Genomic DNA, 17,736 nt, shown 5'->3' on the forward strand with positions numbered 1-17,736 from the left:
ATTCTTACCCCCACTCGGGAACTGGCGCTACAAGTTGAACAAACATCAATCAATATGCCAAGTACCTGCCGCTGACGGCCATGGCCATGTACGGCGGCGTTGATGCTGCGCCGCAAAAAAAACGTCTGATTGAAGGGGTTGATCTGCTCGTTGCAACGCCTGGGCGTTTGCTGGATATGTATACTCAAAGAGCCATTCGCTTTGATGAAGTCTCCGTATTAGTGCTGGATGAAGCCGATCGCATGCTCGATATGGGTTTTATCGAAGATATTAATAGCATTATTGAAAAGCTGCCTGAGCAGCGGCAAAACCTGCTATTTTCGGCAACCTTATCAAAACAGGTCAAAGCACTGGCTAAAACCGCTATTCCGGATGCCATTGAGATTGAAATCAGTCGTAAAAATGCCGCTTCAACACAAATTGAGCAGTGGTTAACGACCGTTGATAAAGATCGAAAATCCGCACTATTGAGCCATTTAATTAAAGAGAATAACTGGGCACAGGCATTAATTTTTATCCAAACCAAACACGGCGCCGCCAAATTGGTTAGCCAGTTAGAAAAGCGTGGCATTACCGCGGAGGCTTTTCACAGTGGTCGCAGCCAAGCGGTGCGCGAGCAACTACTTATCGATTTTAAAGCGGGTAAAGTCTCCTTTTTAGTCGCGACCGGTGTTGCGTCACGCGGTATCGATATCGATGCGCTCGAGCGGGTGATTAACTACGATTTACCCGATGAGGCCGATGATTATATCCATCGTATTGGCCGCACCGGCCGCGCGGGCAATCAAGGTGAAGCCATATCCTTTGTCTCTAAAGATGATTTTAGAAACCTGTGCGCTATAGAGCGCCGTTTAGGCCATATTATCGAGCGCAAACACATCGAGGGGTTTGAGCCTAAAAAAGCGGTGCCTATTTCAATTCTCGATTTTGTGCCTAAATCGGCTTCTACATCAGCGCATAAACCCAATAAAAAAGCTCAAGCCTTGCCCTATTTCAGTGGAAAACCCGGCACCTTTGAAGCAACTCAGGCGAAAAAGCACCGTAGTGCTAAATCCAAGCCGCAACCTAAGCAAGCGACAAGGTTAACACAACCCGATGTGAGCGAAAGCTCCGAGAAACAACAAACACAAGGTGAAACATCTCCATCATTTAATCCTTGGCTTAGTGGATCTCACACCAAATAACTCACTAACAGAAGCGCAGCATATGATTATTTTCACAACAAATTTTGGCGATATAACCCTCGAACTTGATGTAGAGCGCGCCCCCGTTACCGCCAAAAACTTTATTCGTTACTGTAAAGAAGGTTTTTATGATCACACGATTTTCCATCGTGTAATCAAAGGCTTTATGATCCAAGGCGGTGGCTTTACCGCCAAAATGAAAGAAAAGCCCACCCACGAACCAATTGTCAACGAAGCCAACAAAGGCCTATCGAATGTATTTGGTACTATCGCCATGGCCCGTACCGATGCGCCACACTCGGCAACCGCGCAGTTTTTTATCAATACTGCCAATAATGAGTTTCTAGACCATACGGCACCCACCAATAACGGCTGGGGTTATGCGGTATTTGGTAAAGTCACAGCGGGACTCGAGGTTGTGCTGCAAATTGAAGGCGTAAAAACCACGCGAGTAGCGGGCCATGAAGACGTGCCCCGTGAACCCATCATTATCGAAAAAGTGACGATTATTGAATGACTTTATCTAATCGATAAAATTGTTTTGCGTGACTGAGCAATGGTCCAGCAATAACGCCACCATTCCTTGATAAATAACGCTTTGGTTTTAAACTCGAGATAGAAAAAAGGAGCAATCAACCGAAATGGTTAGTTGCTCCTTTTTATTCATTACTATCTGATATTACAGATAAAAGCTGCTTGAATGGTATTAATCCAGATCTTTAAGCGGCCACAGCACGATATGATCTTCTATATCCTTTATCCTGCGCTCATCTACCACTTTGCCTTGAATCGACATGCCCGCAAGGTGCATGGCCTCTTTAGAGCCCGTAAGTAATGGATGCCAGCTTGGTAAGTCTCTGCCTGATGCCAAACGGCGATAGGCGCAGCTATCGGGTAGCCAGGTGAGTTCATGGACATTTTGCGCAGTAATCACAGTACATTGGGGAACATGGCTAAAACGGTCACTGTAATGTTTGCAGCTGGCACTTTGGTGATCGAGTAATAGACAAGCCGCATTGGTGTAATACAGCTCTTCAGTTTCATCATCAATCAATTTGTTTAAACAACACTTACCACAACCATCGCAGAGGGACTCCCACTCCTGCGACGTCAACTCGGTTAACGCTTTATTCTGCCAAAATGCCATGTTTACGCTTATCTTCATATAAAAAATCCGCTCAATGCGGGCCATTTTACACCAATTTAGTGGGGATGCTTAATTCTCTCCGATACATGCACCACAAAGATGCCTAAATAATCGCACTCACCTAAATAATTCACCGCTTGCCAGCGCATTAAGGCACGGTAATTGTTATAGACGAGAGACCTTGATGACTCAGCGCCATAAGACATGTGAGACGAAGGCATGAATATTTTGATGATTGGGCAAATCACTATTATCGAGATGCCTTACCCCAATGGTTGCCACTTACTAGGGCGTGTTGACGTTTCAGGGTTGTTTTTGCAGCAATTTGGCTGGCGTTTATGCAAGGCAAAGTCCGTGCTGTGTAGTTGTTCTACATAAACGGACGATAACGCAGCAGAAACGTCAGCCAAATGCTGCCCGAAGGGTTCGTCTGGCAAGCCCTTGCTCTTACTTTCTGTCATAAGAGCCGCTCGTCATTTGAGTAGAATAACTACACATCATTCCTCGTTTCGCGAGCACGTGCTTGCCAGAACGAACAAAATCTAATCTCGAAACGTCAACACGCCCTAATGTCTGCGGCTGCTTAAATTTAAGAGGAGAGCATTAAAGAAGGAGATTTGCCCTTACGAATTAAGGGCAAGAGGAGCTTTGTATATGCTGCAACAGATTTAAAGACTGTCTTTGGCAGTTACCCTGTGCACAGTTACAGACTAGTCTTGAATCCCAAGGCTTTCTCTGTGCTCGGCCAATAAATTAACCTGCGGTGGCGGAATTTGTAAATAAAACCCCTTTTCCTTGAGTGCTGCTCTGACCTTATGAATATCGGCGATACCGAGTGATTCACGCTTAGCAATCGGGAATACCATCACTAACTGAGGCACACCAAACATATCTAACAACGCCTGCGGGACGTCGTCGAAACAGTCCCTTTTGTTTACAAATAAGTAAGTGTCAGCCTTTCGACTACTTTTATAAACCGCACATAGCATAAGAGTATAAATATCCAATAGTTCAAACTTGCCAGTCAATGGGGCACACTATAACATGGTCGCCTAGTAATTTAATTGCAAATCAGCGAACCGACTGATGATTTCTGGAGAATAGTGCCGGGATGTCAAAACCTAGCTTAGAGTTAAAAGGCGCTTCTTTTACTCTTTCAGTGCTTCATATTAATAACAGCGATTTAAATGCTGTCATGGCTGAATTAGATAGCAAATTGGCACAAGCTCCCCAATTTTTTCTGGGTGCCCCTTTAGTCGTCAATCTCAGCGCCATTCAAGATAACGATTTTAATTTACAGGGCTTAAAAGAGTTATTACTTTCCCGCCAGTTAGTTATTGTAGGAATTACTGGTGCAACTAACGTCCTGAGCAACCAAGCTAAAACACTCGGACTTGCCATAGTCAAAGCGGGTAAACAAAGCGTCGCCCCCCCACCAGCACCGCGTCAAACTAAGATTTTGAAGCAAAATATCCGCTCAGGTCAGCAGGTCTATGCAAAAAATGGCGATTTAATCATATTTGGTGCGGTAGGTAATGGCGCTGAAGTCATCGCCGATGGTAGCATTCATATTTATGGTGCGTTACGAGGAAAGGCCATGGCGGGCGCAGCTGGCGACAGCAGCGCGGTAATCATTGCTCATTCCCTCGAGGCAGAATTAGTTTCAATAGCAGGGCAATATTGGCTCGCTGAAAATCTACAACAACATAGCTCAGATAAAGGCGGCTGCATTCGCTTAAATGGCGAGTCGCTTATCGTTGAATCATTGCCCCTCTAAATGGCACAAAAAAGGATAGAGAGAAACATGGCACAAATTATTGTTGTCACTTCAGGTAAAGGTGGTGTTGGTAAAACCACATCCAGTGCGGCGATTGCAACTGGACTTGCACTACAAGGGCATAAAACTGTTGTTATCGATTTCGATATAGGCTTGCGTAACTTGGATCTAATCATGGGCTGCGAGCGCCGCGTCGTCTATGACTTTGTCAATGTTATCAACGGTGAAGCGAATTTAAATCAGGCACTTATCAAAGATAAACGCTGTGAAAAACTGTTTGTACTGCCAGCCTCGCAAACTCGTGATAAAGACGCCCTAACAAAAGAAGGCGTGGGCCGAGTGCTTGACGATTTAGCCAAAGAATTTGAATTTATTATCTGTGATTCCCCAGCAGGTATTGAGCAAGGCGCGATGATGGCATTGTATTTTGCCGATATCGCCATTGTGACGACCAACCCTGAAGTAAGCTCGGTTCGCGACTCTGACCGTATTCTAGGAATGCTGCAAAGCAAGTCACGCCGCGCAGAACTCAGTTTAGAGCCGATAAAAGAGTACTTACTGTTGACTCGTTATTCTCCAAGTCGGGTAAAATCGGGCGAAATGTTAAGTGTTGACGATGTAAAAGAAATCCTTGCCATTGATTTGCTTGGCGTTATCCCTGAATCACAATCCGTACTCAAGGCATCAAACTCCGGAGTACCTGTGATTATCGATCAAGAAAGTGATGCAGGCGCCGCTTATAGTGACACTGTCGCGCGTTTATTGGGTGAAGATGTCCCAGTACGCTTTATTACGGAAGAGAAAAAAGGTTTCTTACAACGGATATTTGGTAGCTAATTATGTCTTTACTCGACTATTTCAAAAGCAAGAAAAAGCCTAGCACCGCGGTAATGGCAAAAGAGCGACTACAAATTATTGTGGCCCATCAGCGTGGACAACGCGACACACCTGACTATTTCCCGCAGATGAAGCAAGAAATCATCGCTGTGATCCGCAAGTATGTGCAGATTTCGGATGATCAAGTTTCAGTGCAATTAGATCAGAATGACGATAACTTGTCGGTACTCGAACTTAACGTGACGTTGCCAGACAGATAAGTCGAGCGTTGGCGTCATCCTCAAATGGGGATGACGCTTTCTGCTGCGCCTTTCTCCTACCCCCATGCTTTAGCTGGGGTAAAATCAAGGCCTAACACCTTAAATGCAAATTTAGGCATCAAATCTTAGGTCAAAACCGAAATGTTAAAAGCAAAATGTTGGCGCCTAACCAGTAAAACTTAAACTTCAAGTTTTACCAATGACTCGGCCGCGATCTCTCCGCGCCAACCGCTTAATACTGTAGGTAATTCCCCTTGTTGTTTATCCCAACGCCATTGTAAATACTCATGAATATGACGTTTGGAGCCTAGCATTTCCATCGGAATAGCATGTTGTTCGCAAAGTTCGGTTAAACAGGTTTTAATGGTCTTAAAGGCGGATTTATAACCCGGTTTAAGCGCTAAAACATCAACTAGCTCCGGTGGATTGTTTAAGTCAGCAGTCTGCATTACCCGTAAAATATCTTTACCGTGGATGCGTTTTTCCTGCTCAGTTAAATCGTTCAATTTAAACAAATCACTTATGCTTTTAGGCTGTTTTTTCGCTAGCGCAATCAAGCCATGATCTTTAATCACAAAGCCTAAGGCTAAATCCCGTGCTAAAGCTTTTTCTAAACGCCATTTAGCCAGCACTTTAAGGTAAGCCAATTGAGGCTCTGTTAATTGAAATGCGTTTTTTACTTTAAGGTATGCAGTCTCGAGATCGGGAGGAGCTAAACGCCCTTCAGTCATCCGCTCGCCTTCTTCATAAAGCCAATCTAAACGGCCTTGCGCTTTTAGCTTGTCGGCGAGTTGCGGATAAAGTTGATAAAGATACAACACATCATTAGCGGCGTAGCTAAGTTGCGCCTCGGTTAAGGGACGACGTATCCAGTCGGTGCGTGACTCACCTTTATCAATCACTTCACCTAAGCAGGTTTCGACTAACTTGGCATAACCTAAGCCATGGCCCATACCGCATAGTGAAGCCGCAATTTGGCTATCAAATAAGGGCGTAGGTTGGCGCTGGCCATAATGGGCGAAGACTTCTAAATCCTCACTGCAGGAATGTACTAGCTTGATAATGTTTGGATTATCTAACAAAGCCCAAAATGCACCGAGATTGGGCAAAGCCACAGGGTCAATCAAAGCTAAGGTGTTACCATCATAGGCTTGGATCAGGCCAAGCTTAGCGTAATACGTACGTGTACGCACAAACTCGGTATCTAATACCAGTACTGCGCTCTGTTGATATTGAGCGACGAGGGCATTGAGGCTCGCTTCGTCGCTCACATAGTGAAACACTGACAAATTCTTCTCCAGTTCCTGTGGGATAATCACATCCATAAAAACAAAAGCCGGCTTATTGCCGGCTTCAATCTTACGCGCGCTTGACTTCGTCTCTCAGTTCTCGTCGCAAGATCTTACCCACATTGGTTTTAGGTAACTCGTCCCTAAATTCTACCAGCTTCGGCACTTTATATCCCGTTAAATGCACTCGGCAATGCTTAATGATGTCTTCAGCGGTTAAAGATTTATCTTTCGCCACCACAAACACCTTCACTAACTCGCCACTCGCATCATTAGGAACCCCTACTGCCGCGACTTCTATCACCTTAGGATGTAAAGCAACAACCTCTTCCACTTCATTGGGGAAGACGTTAAAGCCAGAAACTAAAATCATGTCTTTCTTACGATCAACAATATAGAAGAAACCCTGTTCATCCATATAACCGATATCGCCCGTGGCGAGCCAGCCGTCTTTATCAATCACTTTGGCTGTCTCTTCTGGACGCTGCCAATAGCCTTTCATGATCTGTGGGCCTTTACCAAATAGCTCACCCGTCTCGCCTTGGGGCAACACATTACCCGCATCATCACGCACTTGAATGAGTGTAGATGGCGCAGGGAAACCGATAGAACCGTTATAACCGTCTAAGTTATAGGGACAGCACGTTAACAGGGGCGAGGCTTCAGTTAACCCATAACCTTCAAGTAAACGGGTTTTAGTGATGCTCTGCCATTTATCGGCCACGGCTTTTTGCACGGCCATACCGCCACCAATGGATAATTTGAGGCGAGAAAAATCCAGCTCAGCAAAATCACTACTATTCACTAAGGCATTAAACAGGGTGTTAACACCTGTCAGGGCGGTAAAAGGATATTTCTTGAGTTCAGCCACAAACCCTGGAATATCCCGAGGGTTAGTGATTAACAGATTCTGACTGCCCTTATGTAAAAACAGTAAGCAATTCACTGTTAAGGCAAAAATATGGTAAAGCGGTAATGCAGTTACAACAAATTCAGTACCGTCTCGCAGCGCTGGAGAATAAGCACCGTTGGCCTGCAACACGTTTGCCACCACATTACTGTGGGTTAACATGGCGCCCTTTGAAACCCCAGTCGTACCACCAGTATATTGCAAAAAGGCAAGGTCACCCCCAGTAATTACGGGTTTGACATACTGCATTCTGCGACCTCTTGACAAGGTTTCGCGCATCGAAAGGGCATGGGGTAGATCGTATTTAGGCACCAGTTTTTTAATATATTTAACAACAAAGTTAACTAAGGTGCGTTTTGGCGCACTTAGTTGATCGCCTAAACTAGTGATAATGACACTTTTCACGGGCGTTTGATCGACCACTTCTTCTAAGGTGCGGGCGAAGTTAGACACCACAACAATGGCTTTGGCGCCCGAGTCAATCAACTGATGTTTGAGCTCTCGCGGGGTATAAAGTGGGTTAACGTTAACCACCACCATACCAGCACGTAATACCCCAAATAACGCAATAGGATATTGCAACAGATTGGGCATCATCAGTGCGACACGGTCGCCCTTTTGTAGCTTCAATTCATTTTGTAAATAAGCAGCAAAAGCACGGCTACTTTCTTCAAGTTTACGGTAAGTTAGCGTGGCCCCCATGTTGATAAATGCAGGTTGATCCGCATACTTAGCCACCGCGGTCTCGAACATATCGATAAGCGATGAATACTGATCCACATTAATCTCAGCAGGCACATCTTTTGGTAAATGTTTAATCCAAGGCTGATCCACTACTTTCTCCTAAATCCCCACAACTGCGGATACGGTACCCTTACTACCGCCAATACTCGACAAATACCGAGTTAAAATACCGACTTACATTTTATTGTTATTGATTTACCCGGATAAATCATACGGGCGTTTTAATTTTGATCATCATCACATAAAAGAAACAAAAAACCTAGTGTCTTTTTTATGTTAGTAAAAGCCATTATTCGACAAAACGTTGGATTAACTGACTAACCGCTTGCGCATTATCCATATGCACATGATGGTCCCCCTCAAGCATATGTTCAGACAAATTGCTGAACCATTTCCTTGCTTTAGGTAGCGCCGTATGTAATTGGCTAAAACCTTGTTTGCCGCAGATGAGTAAGGTAACCACCGAAATATTTTGCATTAAAGCATCGACTTGCTCAAAGGTCAGTCGCATTGGCGAGTCGAGCCTTAGTCTTGGATCACTTCGCCAAACAACTCCATCAGAAGTCGCTTGCATATTGCGGTCAAGTAATAGTCGACACCACGGTTCGGCCAATCCGGTTAAATGCACTCTAGCCTTAACTGCCGTTTCCAGACTATCGTAGACTCTCATCCGTTTGTGTTTTTGCGCTAAAAATTTCTCATGTTGGTAAAAGCTTTTCCTCAGCCGCGATTTGGCTTGGGTTGCTGACTCATATAAGGGACTTAAGGCCTCAATTAAAATCAGCTTATTAACCTTTTCTGGAAATGCTGCCGTATACGCAGAGGCGATAATCCCCCCTAATGAATGCCCAATAATAGCCAGTGGCTTTTGTGGCAAAATCGCCAGTAACGCATCGAGATCGTATAAATAGTCAATCCAGTATAATGGGTAATGTCCCGGCCGATGCGCCGAAAAACCATGACCGGGCCAATCTATGGCAAGAATTTGGTAATCTGACAAATACTCAGCGAGAGGCTCAAAACTGTTGGCATTGTCTAACCAGCCATGCAACGCGAGCAATAATGGCTTATCTTTCGCTCCCCATAATCGACCACTCAGCTTGATATGGGGTAACACAAACTCGACTTGATTTTTGGGGGCGAAAGATTGCCACATATTGCCTCTAATGTCAGGTGATTAGCGGGATTTTTTGACAAATTTGAGCGTCATGCGATCACTCTCACCAATTGCTTGGTATTTTTCTTTATCTGTATCACCTAAAGCAAAGGAAGGTGGCAACGTCCATACTCCCTTGGCATAGTCCTTAGTGTCTTTCGGATTGGCGTTGATTTCGGAGCTTTCGGCTAAGGTAAAACCGACCTTTTTGGCCAGCGCGATCATCTCGTCTTGATCCATATAGCCCGTGCTCATATTCATGCCTTTATTGGCTCTATGTTCGACGACGCCAAATACACCGCCATCTTTAAGCACTTTGTAAGAAGCGGCAAACACGTTTTCGAGCTGGTCGCTTGAAGCCCAATTATGTAAGTTACGGAAAGTTAATACCAAGTCAGCACTGCCATCGGCACCTAAATTCATTTTGGCTGGAGGGTCGAGAACCACCATTTTCGCATTACCAAATAAGGCTTTATTGGCCGTCATCCAAGTATCGAATTTCACGCCCGCATTGGCGCGATAGCGATTACCAGGGGTGTCCGTGCTGGGGGTAGTTTCGAAACTGGCGGCAATATATTGTCCCTTAGGCGCAAGATAAGGGGCAAGGATTTCAGTGTACCAGCCATTACCTGGCCAAAGTTCAATCACGGTTTGTGTTGGGGTTATACCAAAAAATGTAAGGGTTTCTGCGGGGTGACGATAAATATCGCGGCTAGCGTTTTTGGCTTGGCGAAAATCACTTTTAATGGCTTTATCTAATGCTTCATCTGCATTGGCCATACCTGAACAGAGACCAGCAATCAGCATACTGGCGATGAGTGTGACTTTTTTCATAATAATTCTCCTTGGATACCGAAGACTTAAGCTAGCAGTCTATATAAAAAAATCCAAGAATTAGCCGCATAAGTTGACCATTTAGGCTGTAAATATTTGTGATGTCATGGGAGCATTAATGTGCGATGTATTAACGAGAGATGGCGGAATCCACCCGCCGCCAAGCCATATACAAGGCGCAGATACTGCAAAACAACCAAATGGCGACCCAAATCCACGCTGGTATCCATGAACGATCAGCCAGCAGCACCGCATCGCCCTGCCCTTCGAGTCCGAGCAATACCGTTGGGCTTGCCAGCGCATTGAGCATGATCATCAAACCAATAATGCGTAAAAATTGCGTGAGGATTTTATTTTTGCTGAGTTTTAACGGCAGTAACAACACTATCGTCAGTACCGCTAAAATGGCTAAGGTGAGCAAATCTCGCCCCCACAGCAGACCACTTAGCACCACTAAACCGCCTAAAAACGCAAAGCTTAGGCGAATGCCCTTAGGCCAAGTCGCCAGCAGATAAATAAGGTATCCCCAACAGGCTGCGCCAAAATAGCCCGCAAATCCAATCACCAGTGGCGAGCCACCTTGGCTAAAGCAAAACCCCGCACCATTGGGAAAGAGTTGAATATGACTCACTATGCCGCCACTGAGCACTGTCGCTATCCCATGGGACAACTCGTGGAAATAGCTCTCTAACCACTTAAAAGGCACACTCAGATAAGGAATGCGCGTCAAAATGAGGGCCAGCATCAGTTCGATGATAAACAAACCGCGGCTCGGAAGGCCGCCAGTTAAACGAGGTGTAAAACGGGATTGAGAAGACACAGGCGCGCTATCAGGCATAAATATCCACACCCACCATCTGCTGAATTTCATCACGTTTGGCGGCATGTTGTGTTTGTAGGTATTGGGCGATAGCCCCTTGATGACCTCGGGTACTTTGTTCGTATTCGAGCTGGGCACCGAGTCTGGATTGTAGGTTTTGTGACGAACTATCAGCGGTATCATCAAAGGCTAAGGCAGAAACCGCATCGAGCTCAATCACAGGGCGCGGCGCCTCCGTGGGCGACATTCCCTGTATGACTGCGGGGCGATTACTCGCAACCGCTTGTGTCAAACTCGTTTGAAGCGAATTTACCTGCATCGAAATGCCCAGTTTATATCCTATTTGCCCTGGTTAACCTTGCTAGGCGGTTGTGACGAGTGCCTAACTAAGAATTGATGTCTGCATCGAGAACCCATGCAGACAATCTAGATTCTAACGTATCACAGGGAAGAATGAACAGTTTATTCACGTCCCGGTAACTTTTTCCATGTCACAGTATCACGTAGGTACACTGGCTCGAGTTCATCGACACTGGTGGTTAATCCCGCTTTTATACCCGCCTCTGCCAGCGCTAACATGGCACGGGCATCGGGATACTTCACCGCCGCTAAGGAGCGAATACCACTTCCTAGGGTTAATAACTCGGGATAGGCATCAAATCCAGTGCCACAGCCGACAATGGCTTTATTAAGATCGAATGCCAGCTCAACCTGTTCAGGCGCGCTCACCACCTCTTTACCGACTAATGTAGCAATGCCATCGACGGCAACAAATTGACCCCAGTACACTTCTCCCATGCGCGCATCGATACAACAGAGCACTTGCTCGGCAGCGTGCTCAGCAATCGCCATTTGTGCCATGGCCGCTAAGGTGGAAATGCCGATAACGGGTAAGTCTAACCCTAGGGCTAAACCTTGAGTCATGCTGGTGCAAATACGGATCCCCGTAAAACTGCCTGGCCCACGGCCGTAGGCAATGGCATCCAGTTTATCTAAGCCGATATTGGCTTGTTTTAATACGGCTTCCACCATAGGCAATAAACGCTGACTATGCTCCCGAGGCGCATCGGCTAACTCAGCAAAAACCTGTCCTTGATAATACAGGGCAGCCGAACAAGCTTCGGTACAAGTGTCAAGGGCGAGAATACAAACAGAGTCTTGGGGTGTTGTCATATAAAAACCGCGCTGTGGGCATAGTTGGACTGAAAAAGTGACTTATCGAAATCCTGCACTATACCAAGTGTAAATTGGCGCAAATGATAACATCAAATAATCGAAAGCAAAGGCTTAAAAACAGCGGCTAATGACTCGATTAGCTTAGCGCTGGGTTTGTGATCGCCATCACTAACTCAACAACCTCTTCAGCCTTTGGCCAAATATTGGGAAACTTTTGCCCTATTTTAGGTCAGAGCAAACAGTGCTGAAGCTTTTGTCTCACTTAATCAAGTTCACCAAAGCAACAGGCACGTCCTAAGCATCGTTTTAACTCTCTCCCCTTGACGCGAAGCTTCGCGTGATGCTTTTACACTGTTAATAAGGAAATTCAATGAGCTGTACCAGAGATAATCCCCTTAAACCCCTTCGCCGTTTAAGACGCCTACGCCGCACAGAAGCGATGCGTGACCTAGTGCGTGAAACCCAGATTTCCCTAAGCGACTTAGTCCACCCACTCTTTATTGAAGAGCACATCACCCAAGCCGTGCCCATTTCAACCTTGCCGGGGATCAGCCGTCTGCCCGAGAGTGCGCTTGCTGATGAAATTCAAAGGCTTTACGCATTAGGGATCCGCTATGTGATGCCCTTTGGCATTTCACACACCAAAGATGCGCAGGGCAGCGACACGTGGGATGACAATGGCTTACTCGCGCGGATGATCCGCACCATCAAAACCGCCGCGCCAGAGATGATGGTGATCCCCGATATTTGTTTTTGTGAATATACCGACCACGGACACTGCGGCGTATTGCACCATGACGAAGTCTGTAACGATCAAACCGTGGCTAACTTAGTCAAACAATCCATTACAGCCGCCAAAGCCGGAGCCGATATGCTGGCGCCATCGGCCATGATGGACGGCCAGATTAAAGCCATTCGCCAAGGGCTGGATGAGGTAGGCTTTGAGCACATTGCCATTTTGGCCCATGCAGCCAAGTTCGCCTCATCCTTCTATGGGCCTTTTAGGGCCGCAGTGGATTGCGAACTTAGCGGAAACCGTAAGGGCTACCAGCTCGATTACGCCAATGGTCGCCAAGCCTTGCTCGAAGCGTTGCTCGATGAAGAAGAAGGCGCGGATATATTGATGGTGAAACCCGGCACGCCCTATTTGGATGTGTTAAGTCGCCTAAGACAAGAAACCCACCTTCCCTTAGCGGCTTATCAAGTCGGCGGCGAATATGCCGGCATTAAGTTTGCCGCCCTGGCGGGCGCCCTCGATGAGCGCGCCGTCGTCACCGAAACCTTTATCGGGTTAAAGCGTGCCGGCGCCGATTTAATTGTTAGTTATTACGCAAAACAATATGCCGAGTGGTTAGCGCAATCCCGTTAATGCACTGAGTCTTCAGCCTATCAGGCAAGCAATTAACGAAAACGCCACCCTAATCGGTGGCGTTTTTTATCCGTCATTTTGGTCGCACATTAAGCCTATGCTTGTAGCTCTGCAAAAATGGCTCTGATCTTTTCAACCTTTGGCCGCACCACAATTTGGCAATAGGGCTGCTCGCCATGCAGGGCGAAATAGTCATTGTGGTAATCCTCAGCGGGATAAAATGACTCAAAAGCCACCACTTGGGTCACTATCGGCGCATCAAATACCCTTGCCTCGGTTAATTTGGCAATCATGGCATTGGTCTCTTCAATCTGCGCCGCATCGTGGGCAAAGACGACGGAGCGATACTGCGGCCCTTTATCATTGCCTTGGCGATTAAGCGTGGTGGGATCGTGACTCTCAAATAACACCTGCAGCAGCGTCGTAAAGCTGATTTGCGCGGGGTCAAACTCGATGTGCACCACTTCGGCATGCCCAGTTAATCCCGAACACACCGACTTATAATCGGCATCGCTAGCATCCCCACCTGAGTAACCAGAGCTGACATTCAGCACGCCCTTCAGGCTCTTAAAAATCGCTTCAACACACCAAAAACAGCCCGCACCAAAGGTGGCAAAGGCCGTTTTATGAGTCGATGTTGTCACCTCATCGGCCGCTTGAAACACCATGGAGACAGAATTAACGCAATGACGAATATTCTTCGGCGTTAAATATTCCCCTTCAAACACATGGCCTAAATGACCGCCACACTGACTACAGACAATTTCGGTACGGCGACCATCGGCGTCGACATGGCGACTCACTGCGCCTGGAATTTCATCATCGAAGGCTGGCCACCCACAGTGGGCATTAAACTTATCTTCTGAGCGATACAAAGGCGCATGGCATTTTTTGCACAAATACACGCCTTTAGCGTCATGCTGATAATACTCCCCGCTAAAGGGACGTTCTGTGCCCTTTTCTTCTATGACATAGCGTTCAAAATCAGTCAGTTTGTTCATAAAAGTCTCCTTTAGCTCTTAAGGTATTCGCCTGCATAAGACCGTTTGTTCCTCAGGTTTATTACGCCTCGGCTTGAATTGGCTTTTTGGCATAGTAGCCGCTTTAGTCGATAAAATCCTGTTGATTGAGCCAATGCTTAAATAACTGGAGGAAAATTCAGCAGTAATCTCAGTCCATTGTCTTGAGTGTTTGCACCGCGCACAGTGCAAAGCTACACTTGCTGCGGGTCAATTCTCTACCCAAATCCTTTCTATTTGGGCCGCTTTTGCACTAGGGCTGAGCGCACCATACCGATAATGAGATAAGTGGCAATGACTCCTTACCTTTATCCTTAGAAAGTGTTTGGTTAACAACCATATATAACAAGTAGAAACCATATGAAATTAGAAACCATTGATTATCGCGCAGCCGATAGCGCCAAACACTTTGTGGAATCCCTACGTGAAACGGGCTTTGGTGTACTCTCTAACCACCCTATCGATAAGGAACTGGTCGAAAACATTTACACTGAGTGGCAAGCCTTTTTCAATTCTGACGCTAAGAACGAGTTTATGTTCAATCGTGAAACCCACGATGGCTTTTTCCCCGCGTCGATTTCAGAAACCGCAAAAGGCCACACGGTTAAAGACATCAAAGAGTATTACCACGTGTACCCTTGGGGTCGTATTCCTGATTCACTGCGTGCCAATATTCTAGCTTACTATGAAAAAGCCAATGCGCTGGCCGCTGAACTGTTAGAGTGGATTGAAACCTACTCGCCAGACGAGGTTAAAGCTAAGTTCTCGATTCCGCTGCCAGAAATGATTGCCGACAGCCACAAAACCCTGCTGCGCATTCTGCATTACCCACCGATGACAGGCGATGAAGAAATGGGCGCTATTCGCGCAGCGGCCCACGAAGATATTAACCTTATCACTGTGCTGCCCGCGGCCAACGAGCCAGGGTTGCAAGTCAAAGCCAAAGACGGCTCTTGGTTAGATGTGCCAAGTGATTTTGGCAATATTATCATCAACATTGGTGATATGTTGCAGGAAGCCTCGGGTGGTTACTTCCCATCGACCTCACACCGCGTGATTAACCCAGAAGGCACAGATAAGACTAAGTCGCGTATTTCACTGCCCTTATTCTTACACCCTAAACCTTCGGTCGTGCTATCTGAGCGTTATACCGCCGACAGCTACCTAATGGAAAGATTACGCGAGCTAGGCGTACTTTAAGCAATATATGCCCAAATTCGCATCAAGATTAAGCAATTAAGCGCCTTCGGGCGCTTTTTTATGACATTCGTCGCCTTCAAGGTAGAATAGCCGTCTTTAGGTCATTTAGAACAAGGCGCTATCATGGCAATTCAATGGTATCCGGGGCACATGCACAAGGCACGCAAAGAGATCGAAGAGGCTATGCCTCAGGTCGATCTAGTAATTGAGGTGCTGGACGCCCGTATTCCCTACAGTAGTGAAAACCCCATGGTGTCAAAGCTTCGCGGCGACAAACCTTGTATTAAGCTACTGAATAAATCCGACTTAGCCGATCCCGACATTACCGCCCAGTGGATTGAATATCTTGAGCGTGAACAAGGGGTAAAAGCCACAGCGATTACCACATTGCAACCGGGTATGTTGAAAATGCTGCCGGATCTTTGTCGTAAGTTAGTACCGAGTCGCGATAAAACTGAAAAAGATATTCGCACTATGATCATGGGGATCCCAAACGTGGGTAAGTCCACCATTATCAACACCTTAGCCGGTCGCGTTATCGCCAAAACCGGTAACGAACCCGCCGTCACCAAAACCCAGCAGCGCATTAACCTGCGCAACGGTATTGTGCTCTCGGACACGCCAGGGATTTTATGGCCTAAGGTTGATAACGAAGCTAGTAGCTATCGCCTTGCCGTCACGGGTGCCATTAAAGATACCGCCATGGAATACGAAGATGTGGCGCTGTTTGCCGCAGGTTATTTCTTAAAGGCCTACCCGAAGGAAATTTGCGAGCGTTATAACATCAGCGAGTTACCTAAGGATGATATGGCGTTACTCGAAGAAATCGGCCGTAAACGTGGCGCCCTCCGTCCCGGTGGTCGCATCGATTTGCATAAAGCCTCGGAAGTCGTATTACACGATTACCGCTCAGGTCGAATTGGCCTGTTATCCCTTGAAACGCCTGCGATGGCTGAAATCGAAAAAGCCGAAGTGGAACGCATTCTGGCTGAAAAAGCCGCCGAGAAAGCCGCTAAGCTAGAAGCTGAAAAACTTAAACGCTCTGGCAAACGTCATAACGTTTAATATTACGTTGAACACTCTTAAATATTGGCAAAGTCCATTGGTAAATGCTTTACCGCCCCGTTAATGGGGCGGATGTTCATTAAAGATAACCAGTGGTCATTTTTATCATTAGCGCGACCAATCGATTTTGCCATATAGGACATTCTTTAAGACATTCAGAATTAAATTTTGATCGTTCTAGCAAGCTCGTGCTTACGAAACGAGGAGTGACATGTCGCCATTTGACTCAGGTGGCGGCTATCATGACAGAAAGTTAGGGCCAGTGCTTGCCAGCCCTTCCTTTTGACAGCCTTTAGCTTGCCATTTCTGCTGCATAATCGTCCGGTAAAAAAGTGAGGCTGTCCATAATTGAACAGCATCACCTTAGCTGTGCATGCGTTAAGTGTTAGTTAGCTTGCTTGGTTTTGTTTTTCTCTGCAGCTTGTTTGCGCAGTGCTTCTTTCTTTTGTCGACGGGCTTCAATCACATGATTCACATCACTACCGATATGAGCCTCATTACGGGATTTAGCTAAATTCACTTGGCGTTCACGTTCAACAAAACGCTTTCGCTGCTCCTCAGAAATCTTATCAATACAATGTGGGCAACTCACACCTTGCACATAAGCTGGGGATAATTTTTCCGCTTCAGTGATTGGCATACGACAAGCATTGCATTGATCGTATTGCCCTTTCTTTAAATCATGGTCGACCGCTACACGATTATCGAAGACAAAACATTCGCCTTCCCACAGGCTTTCTTCCTGTTTGACTTCTTCAAGGTATTTAAGGATGCCACCTTCGAGGTGATACACTTCTTCAAAGCCTTGCTCTTTTAAATAAGCGGTTGATTTTTCGCAGCGAATACCGCCAGTACAGAACATCGCCACTTTTTTATGCTTGGCAGGATCGAGATTCTGCTTAACATACTCAGGGAATTCGTCTGAAGGTTTCGGTCACGGGGTTAATGG

At 46.3% G+C, this 17,736-nt stretch carries 18 protein-coding genes and 2 pseudogenes; 8 read left to right on the forward strand and 12 right to left on the reverse strand.

The features are described 5' to 3' along the window. Window positions 1-1,184: pseudogene (locus SHEWPOL2_RS18175) on the forward strand (DEAD/DEAH box helicase); the annotation flags it as partial. Window positions 1,185-1,206: 22 nt separating this feature from the next. Then, window positions 1,207-1,701, forward strand: a complete 495-nt coding sequence (locus SHEWPOL2_RS18180; protein WP_037419214.1) for a peptidylprolyl isomerase — start codon at window positions 1,207-1,209, stop codon at window positions 1,699-1,701. A gap of 189 nt (window positions 1,702-1,890) precedes the next feature. Here the strand turns inward: SHEWPOL2_RS18180 and SHEWPOL2_RS18185 are convergent, their stop codons facing one another. The 3 genes from SHEWPOL2_RS18185 to SHEWPOL2_RS18190 form a co-directional block, all read right to left on the reverse strand. Then, entirely contained in the window at window positions 1,891-2,331 is a 441-nt protein-coding gene (locus SHEWPOL2_RS18185; protein WP_037419163.1) for a YcgN family cysteine cluster protein, read from the reverse strand. Between the two features lie 263 nt (window positions 2,332-2,594). Next, window positions 2,595-2,792 carry a hypothetical protein gene (locus SHEWPOL2_RS22545; protein WP_083848342.1) on the reverse strand — a complete coding sequence of 66 codons (198 nt, stop codon included), beginning with the start codon at window positions 2,790-2,792 and terminating at the stop codon, window positions 2,595-2,597. A 249-nt stretch (window positions 2,793-3,041) separates the two neighbouring features. After that, window positions 3,042-3,320: a YcgL domain-containing protein gene (locus SHEWPOL2_RS18190; protein ID WP_037430455.1), complete on the reverse strand. Its 279-nt coding sequence runs from the start codon at window positions 3,318-3,320 to the stop codon at window positions 3,042-3,044. Window positions 3,321-3,442: 122 nt separating this feature from the next. Between SHEWPOL2_RS18190 and minC the strand changes: the two genes are divergently transcribed. From minC to minE, 3 genes are read left to right on the forward strand one after another with little or no spacing between them, the layout of a single operon-like run. After that, the gene (gene minC, locus SHEWPOL2_RS18195) at window positions 3,443-4,108 is read left to right on the forward strand and encodes a septum site-determining protein MinC (RefSeq protein WP_037419169.1); all 666 of its coding nucleotides are present in this window, start codon (window positions 3,443-3,445) and stop codon (window positions 4,106-4,108) included. Between the two features lie 27 nt (window positions 4,109-4,135). Next, entirely contained in the window at window positions 4,136-4,945 is an 810-nt protein-coding gene (gene minD, locus SHEWPOL2_RS18200) for a septum site-determining protein MinD (protein ID WP_037419172.1), read from the forward strand. Window positions 4,946-4,947: 2 nt separating this feature from the next. After that, the gene (gene minE / locus SHEWPOL2_RS18205; protein ID WP_007648439.1) at window positions 4,948-5,205 is read left to right on the forward strand and encodes a cell division topological specificity factor MinE; all 258 of its coding nucleotides are present in this window, start codon (window positions 4,948-4,950) and stop codon (window positions 5,203-5,205) included. Between the two features lie 179 nt (window positions 5,206-5,384). Here the strand turns inward: minE and rnd are convergent, their stop codons facing one another. From rnd to tsaB, 7 genes are all read right to left on the reverse strand, one after another. Then, window positions 5,385-6,494 carry a ribonuclease D gene (rnd, locus tag SHEWPOL2_RS18210; RefSeq protein ID WP_037430459.1) on the reverse strand — a complete coding sequence of 370 codons (1,110 nt, stop codon included), beginning with the start codon at window positions 6,492-6,494 and terminating at the stop codon, window positions 5,385-5,387. Window positions 6,495-6,564: 70 nt separating this feature from the next. Next, on the reverse strand, window positions 6,565-8,238 hold the full coding sequence (gene fadD, locus SHEWPOL2_RS18215) for a long-chain-fatty-acid--CoA ligase FadD (protein WP_037430423.1): 1,674 nt from the start codon (window positions 8,236-8,238) through the stop codon (window positions 6,565-6,567). A 199-nt stretch (window positions 8,239-8,437) separates the two neighbouring features. Then, window positions 8,438-9,304 (reverse strand): alpha/beta hydrolase, encoded by an 867-nt coding sequence (locus SHEWPOL2_RS18220; protein WP_037430426.1) that lies wholly within the window; start codon window positions 9,302-9,304, stop codon window positions 8,438-8,440. Window positions 9,305-9,325: 21 nt separating this feature from the next. Beyond that, window positions 9,326-10,138 (reverse strand): class I SAM-dependent methyltransferase, encoded by an 813-nt coding sequence (locus SHEWPOL2_RS18225; protein ID WP_037430429.1) that lies wholly within the window; start codon window positions 10,136-10,138, stop codon window positions 9,326-9,328. A gap of 130 nt (window positions 10,139-10,268) precedes the next feature. Further along, complete coding sequence (locus SHEWPOL2_RS18230) at window positions 10,269-10,976, reverse strand: M50 family metallopeptidase (protein ID WP_037430432.1); 708 nt, start codon at window positions 10,974-10,976, stop codon at window positions 10,269-10,271. Then, window positions 10,969-11,277: a hypothetical protein gene (locus SHEWPOL2_RS18235; RefSeq protein WP_037430434.1), complete on the reverse strand. Its 309-nt coding sequence runs from the start codon at window positions 11,275-11,277 to the stop codon at window positions 10,969-10,971. Before SHEWPOL2_RS18235 ends, SHEWPOL2_RS18230 begins: the two co-directional genes overlap by 8 nt. Window positions 11,278-11,420: 143 nt before the next feature. Continuing rightward, on the reverse strand, window positions 11,421-12,131 hold the full coding sequence (tsaB, locus tag SHEWPOL2_RS18240) for a tRNA (adenosine(37)-N6)-threonylcarbamoyltransferase complex dimerization subunit type 1 TsaB (RefSeq protein ID WP_037430437.1): 711 nt from the start codon (window positions 12,129-12,131) through the stop codon (window positions 11,421-11,423). A 373-nt stretch (window positions 12,132-12,504) separates the two neighbouring features. Between tsaB and hemB the strand changes: the two genes are divergently transcribed. Continuing rightward, a complete protein-coding gene (gene hemB, locus SHEWPOL2_RS18245; RefSeq protein ID WP_037430439.1) occupies window positions 12,505-13,503 on the forward strand; it encodes a porphobilinogen synthase in 999 nt (332 codons plus the stop codon). Window positions 13,504-13,598: 95 nt separating this feature from the next. Here hemB and SHEWPOL2_RS18250 read toward each other — a convergent pair whose 3' ends face one another. Then, on the reverse strand, window positions 13,599-14,504 hold the full coding sequence (locus SHEWPOL2_RS18250) for a bifunctional methionine sulfoxide reductase B/A protein (protein ID WP_037430452.1): 906 nt from the start codon (window positions 14,502-14,504) through the stop codon (window positions 13,599-13,601). Between the two features lie 378 nt (window positions 14,505-14,882). Between SHEWPOL2_RS18250 and SHEWPOL2_RS18255 the strand changes: the two genes are divergently transcribed. Together SHEWPOL2_RS18255 and ylqF are read left to right on the forward strand one after the other, a co-directional pair. Further along, on the forward strand, window positions 14,883-15,722 hold the full coding sequence (locus SHEWPOL2_RS18255; protein ID WP_037419200.1) for a 2OG-Fe(II) oxygenase family protein: 840 nt from the start codon (window positions 14,883-14,885) through the stop codon (window positions 15,720-15,722). Window positions 15,723-15,845: 123 nt separating this feature from the next. Next, window positions 15,846-16,787 carry a ribosome biogenesis GTPase YlqF gene (ylqF, locus tag SHEWPOL2_RS18260; RefSeq protein ID WP_037419203.1) on the forward strand — a complete coding sequence of 314 codons (942 nt, stop codon included), beginning with the start codon at window positions 15,846-15,848 and terminating at the stop codon, window positions 16,785-16,787. A gap of 385 nt (window positions 16,788-17,172) precedes the next feature. Here the strand turns inward: ylqF and SHEWPOL2_RS18265 are convergent. Next, window positions 17,173-17,736, reverse strand: a pseudogene (locus SHEWPOL2_RS18265) (rhodanese-related sulfurtransferase); the annotation flags it as partial.

This window comes from Shewanella sp. POL2, assembly GCF_000282755.1.
Taxonomy (GTDB): Bacteria; Pseudomonadota; Gammaproteobacteria; order Enterobacterales; family Shewanellaceae; genus Shewanella; species Shewanella xiamenensis.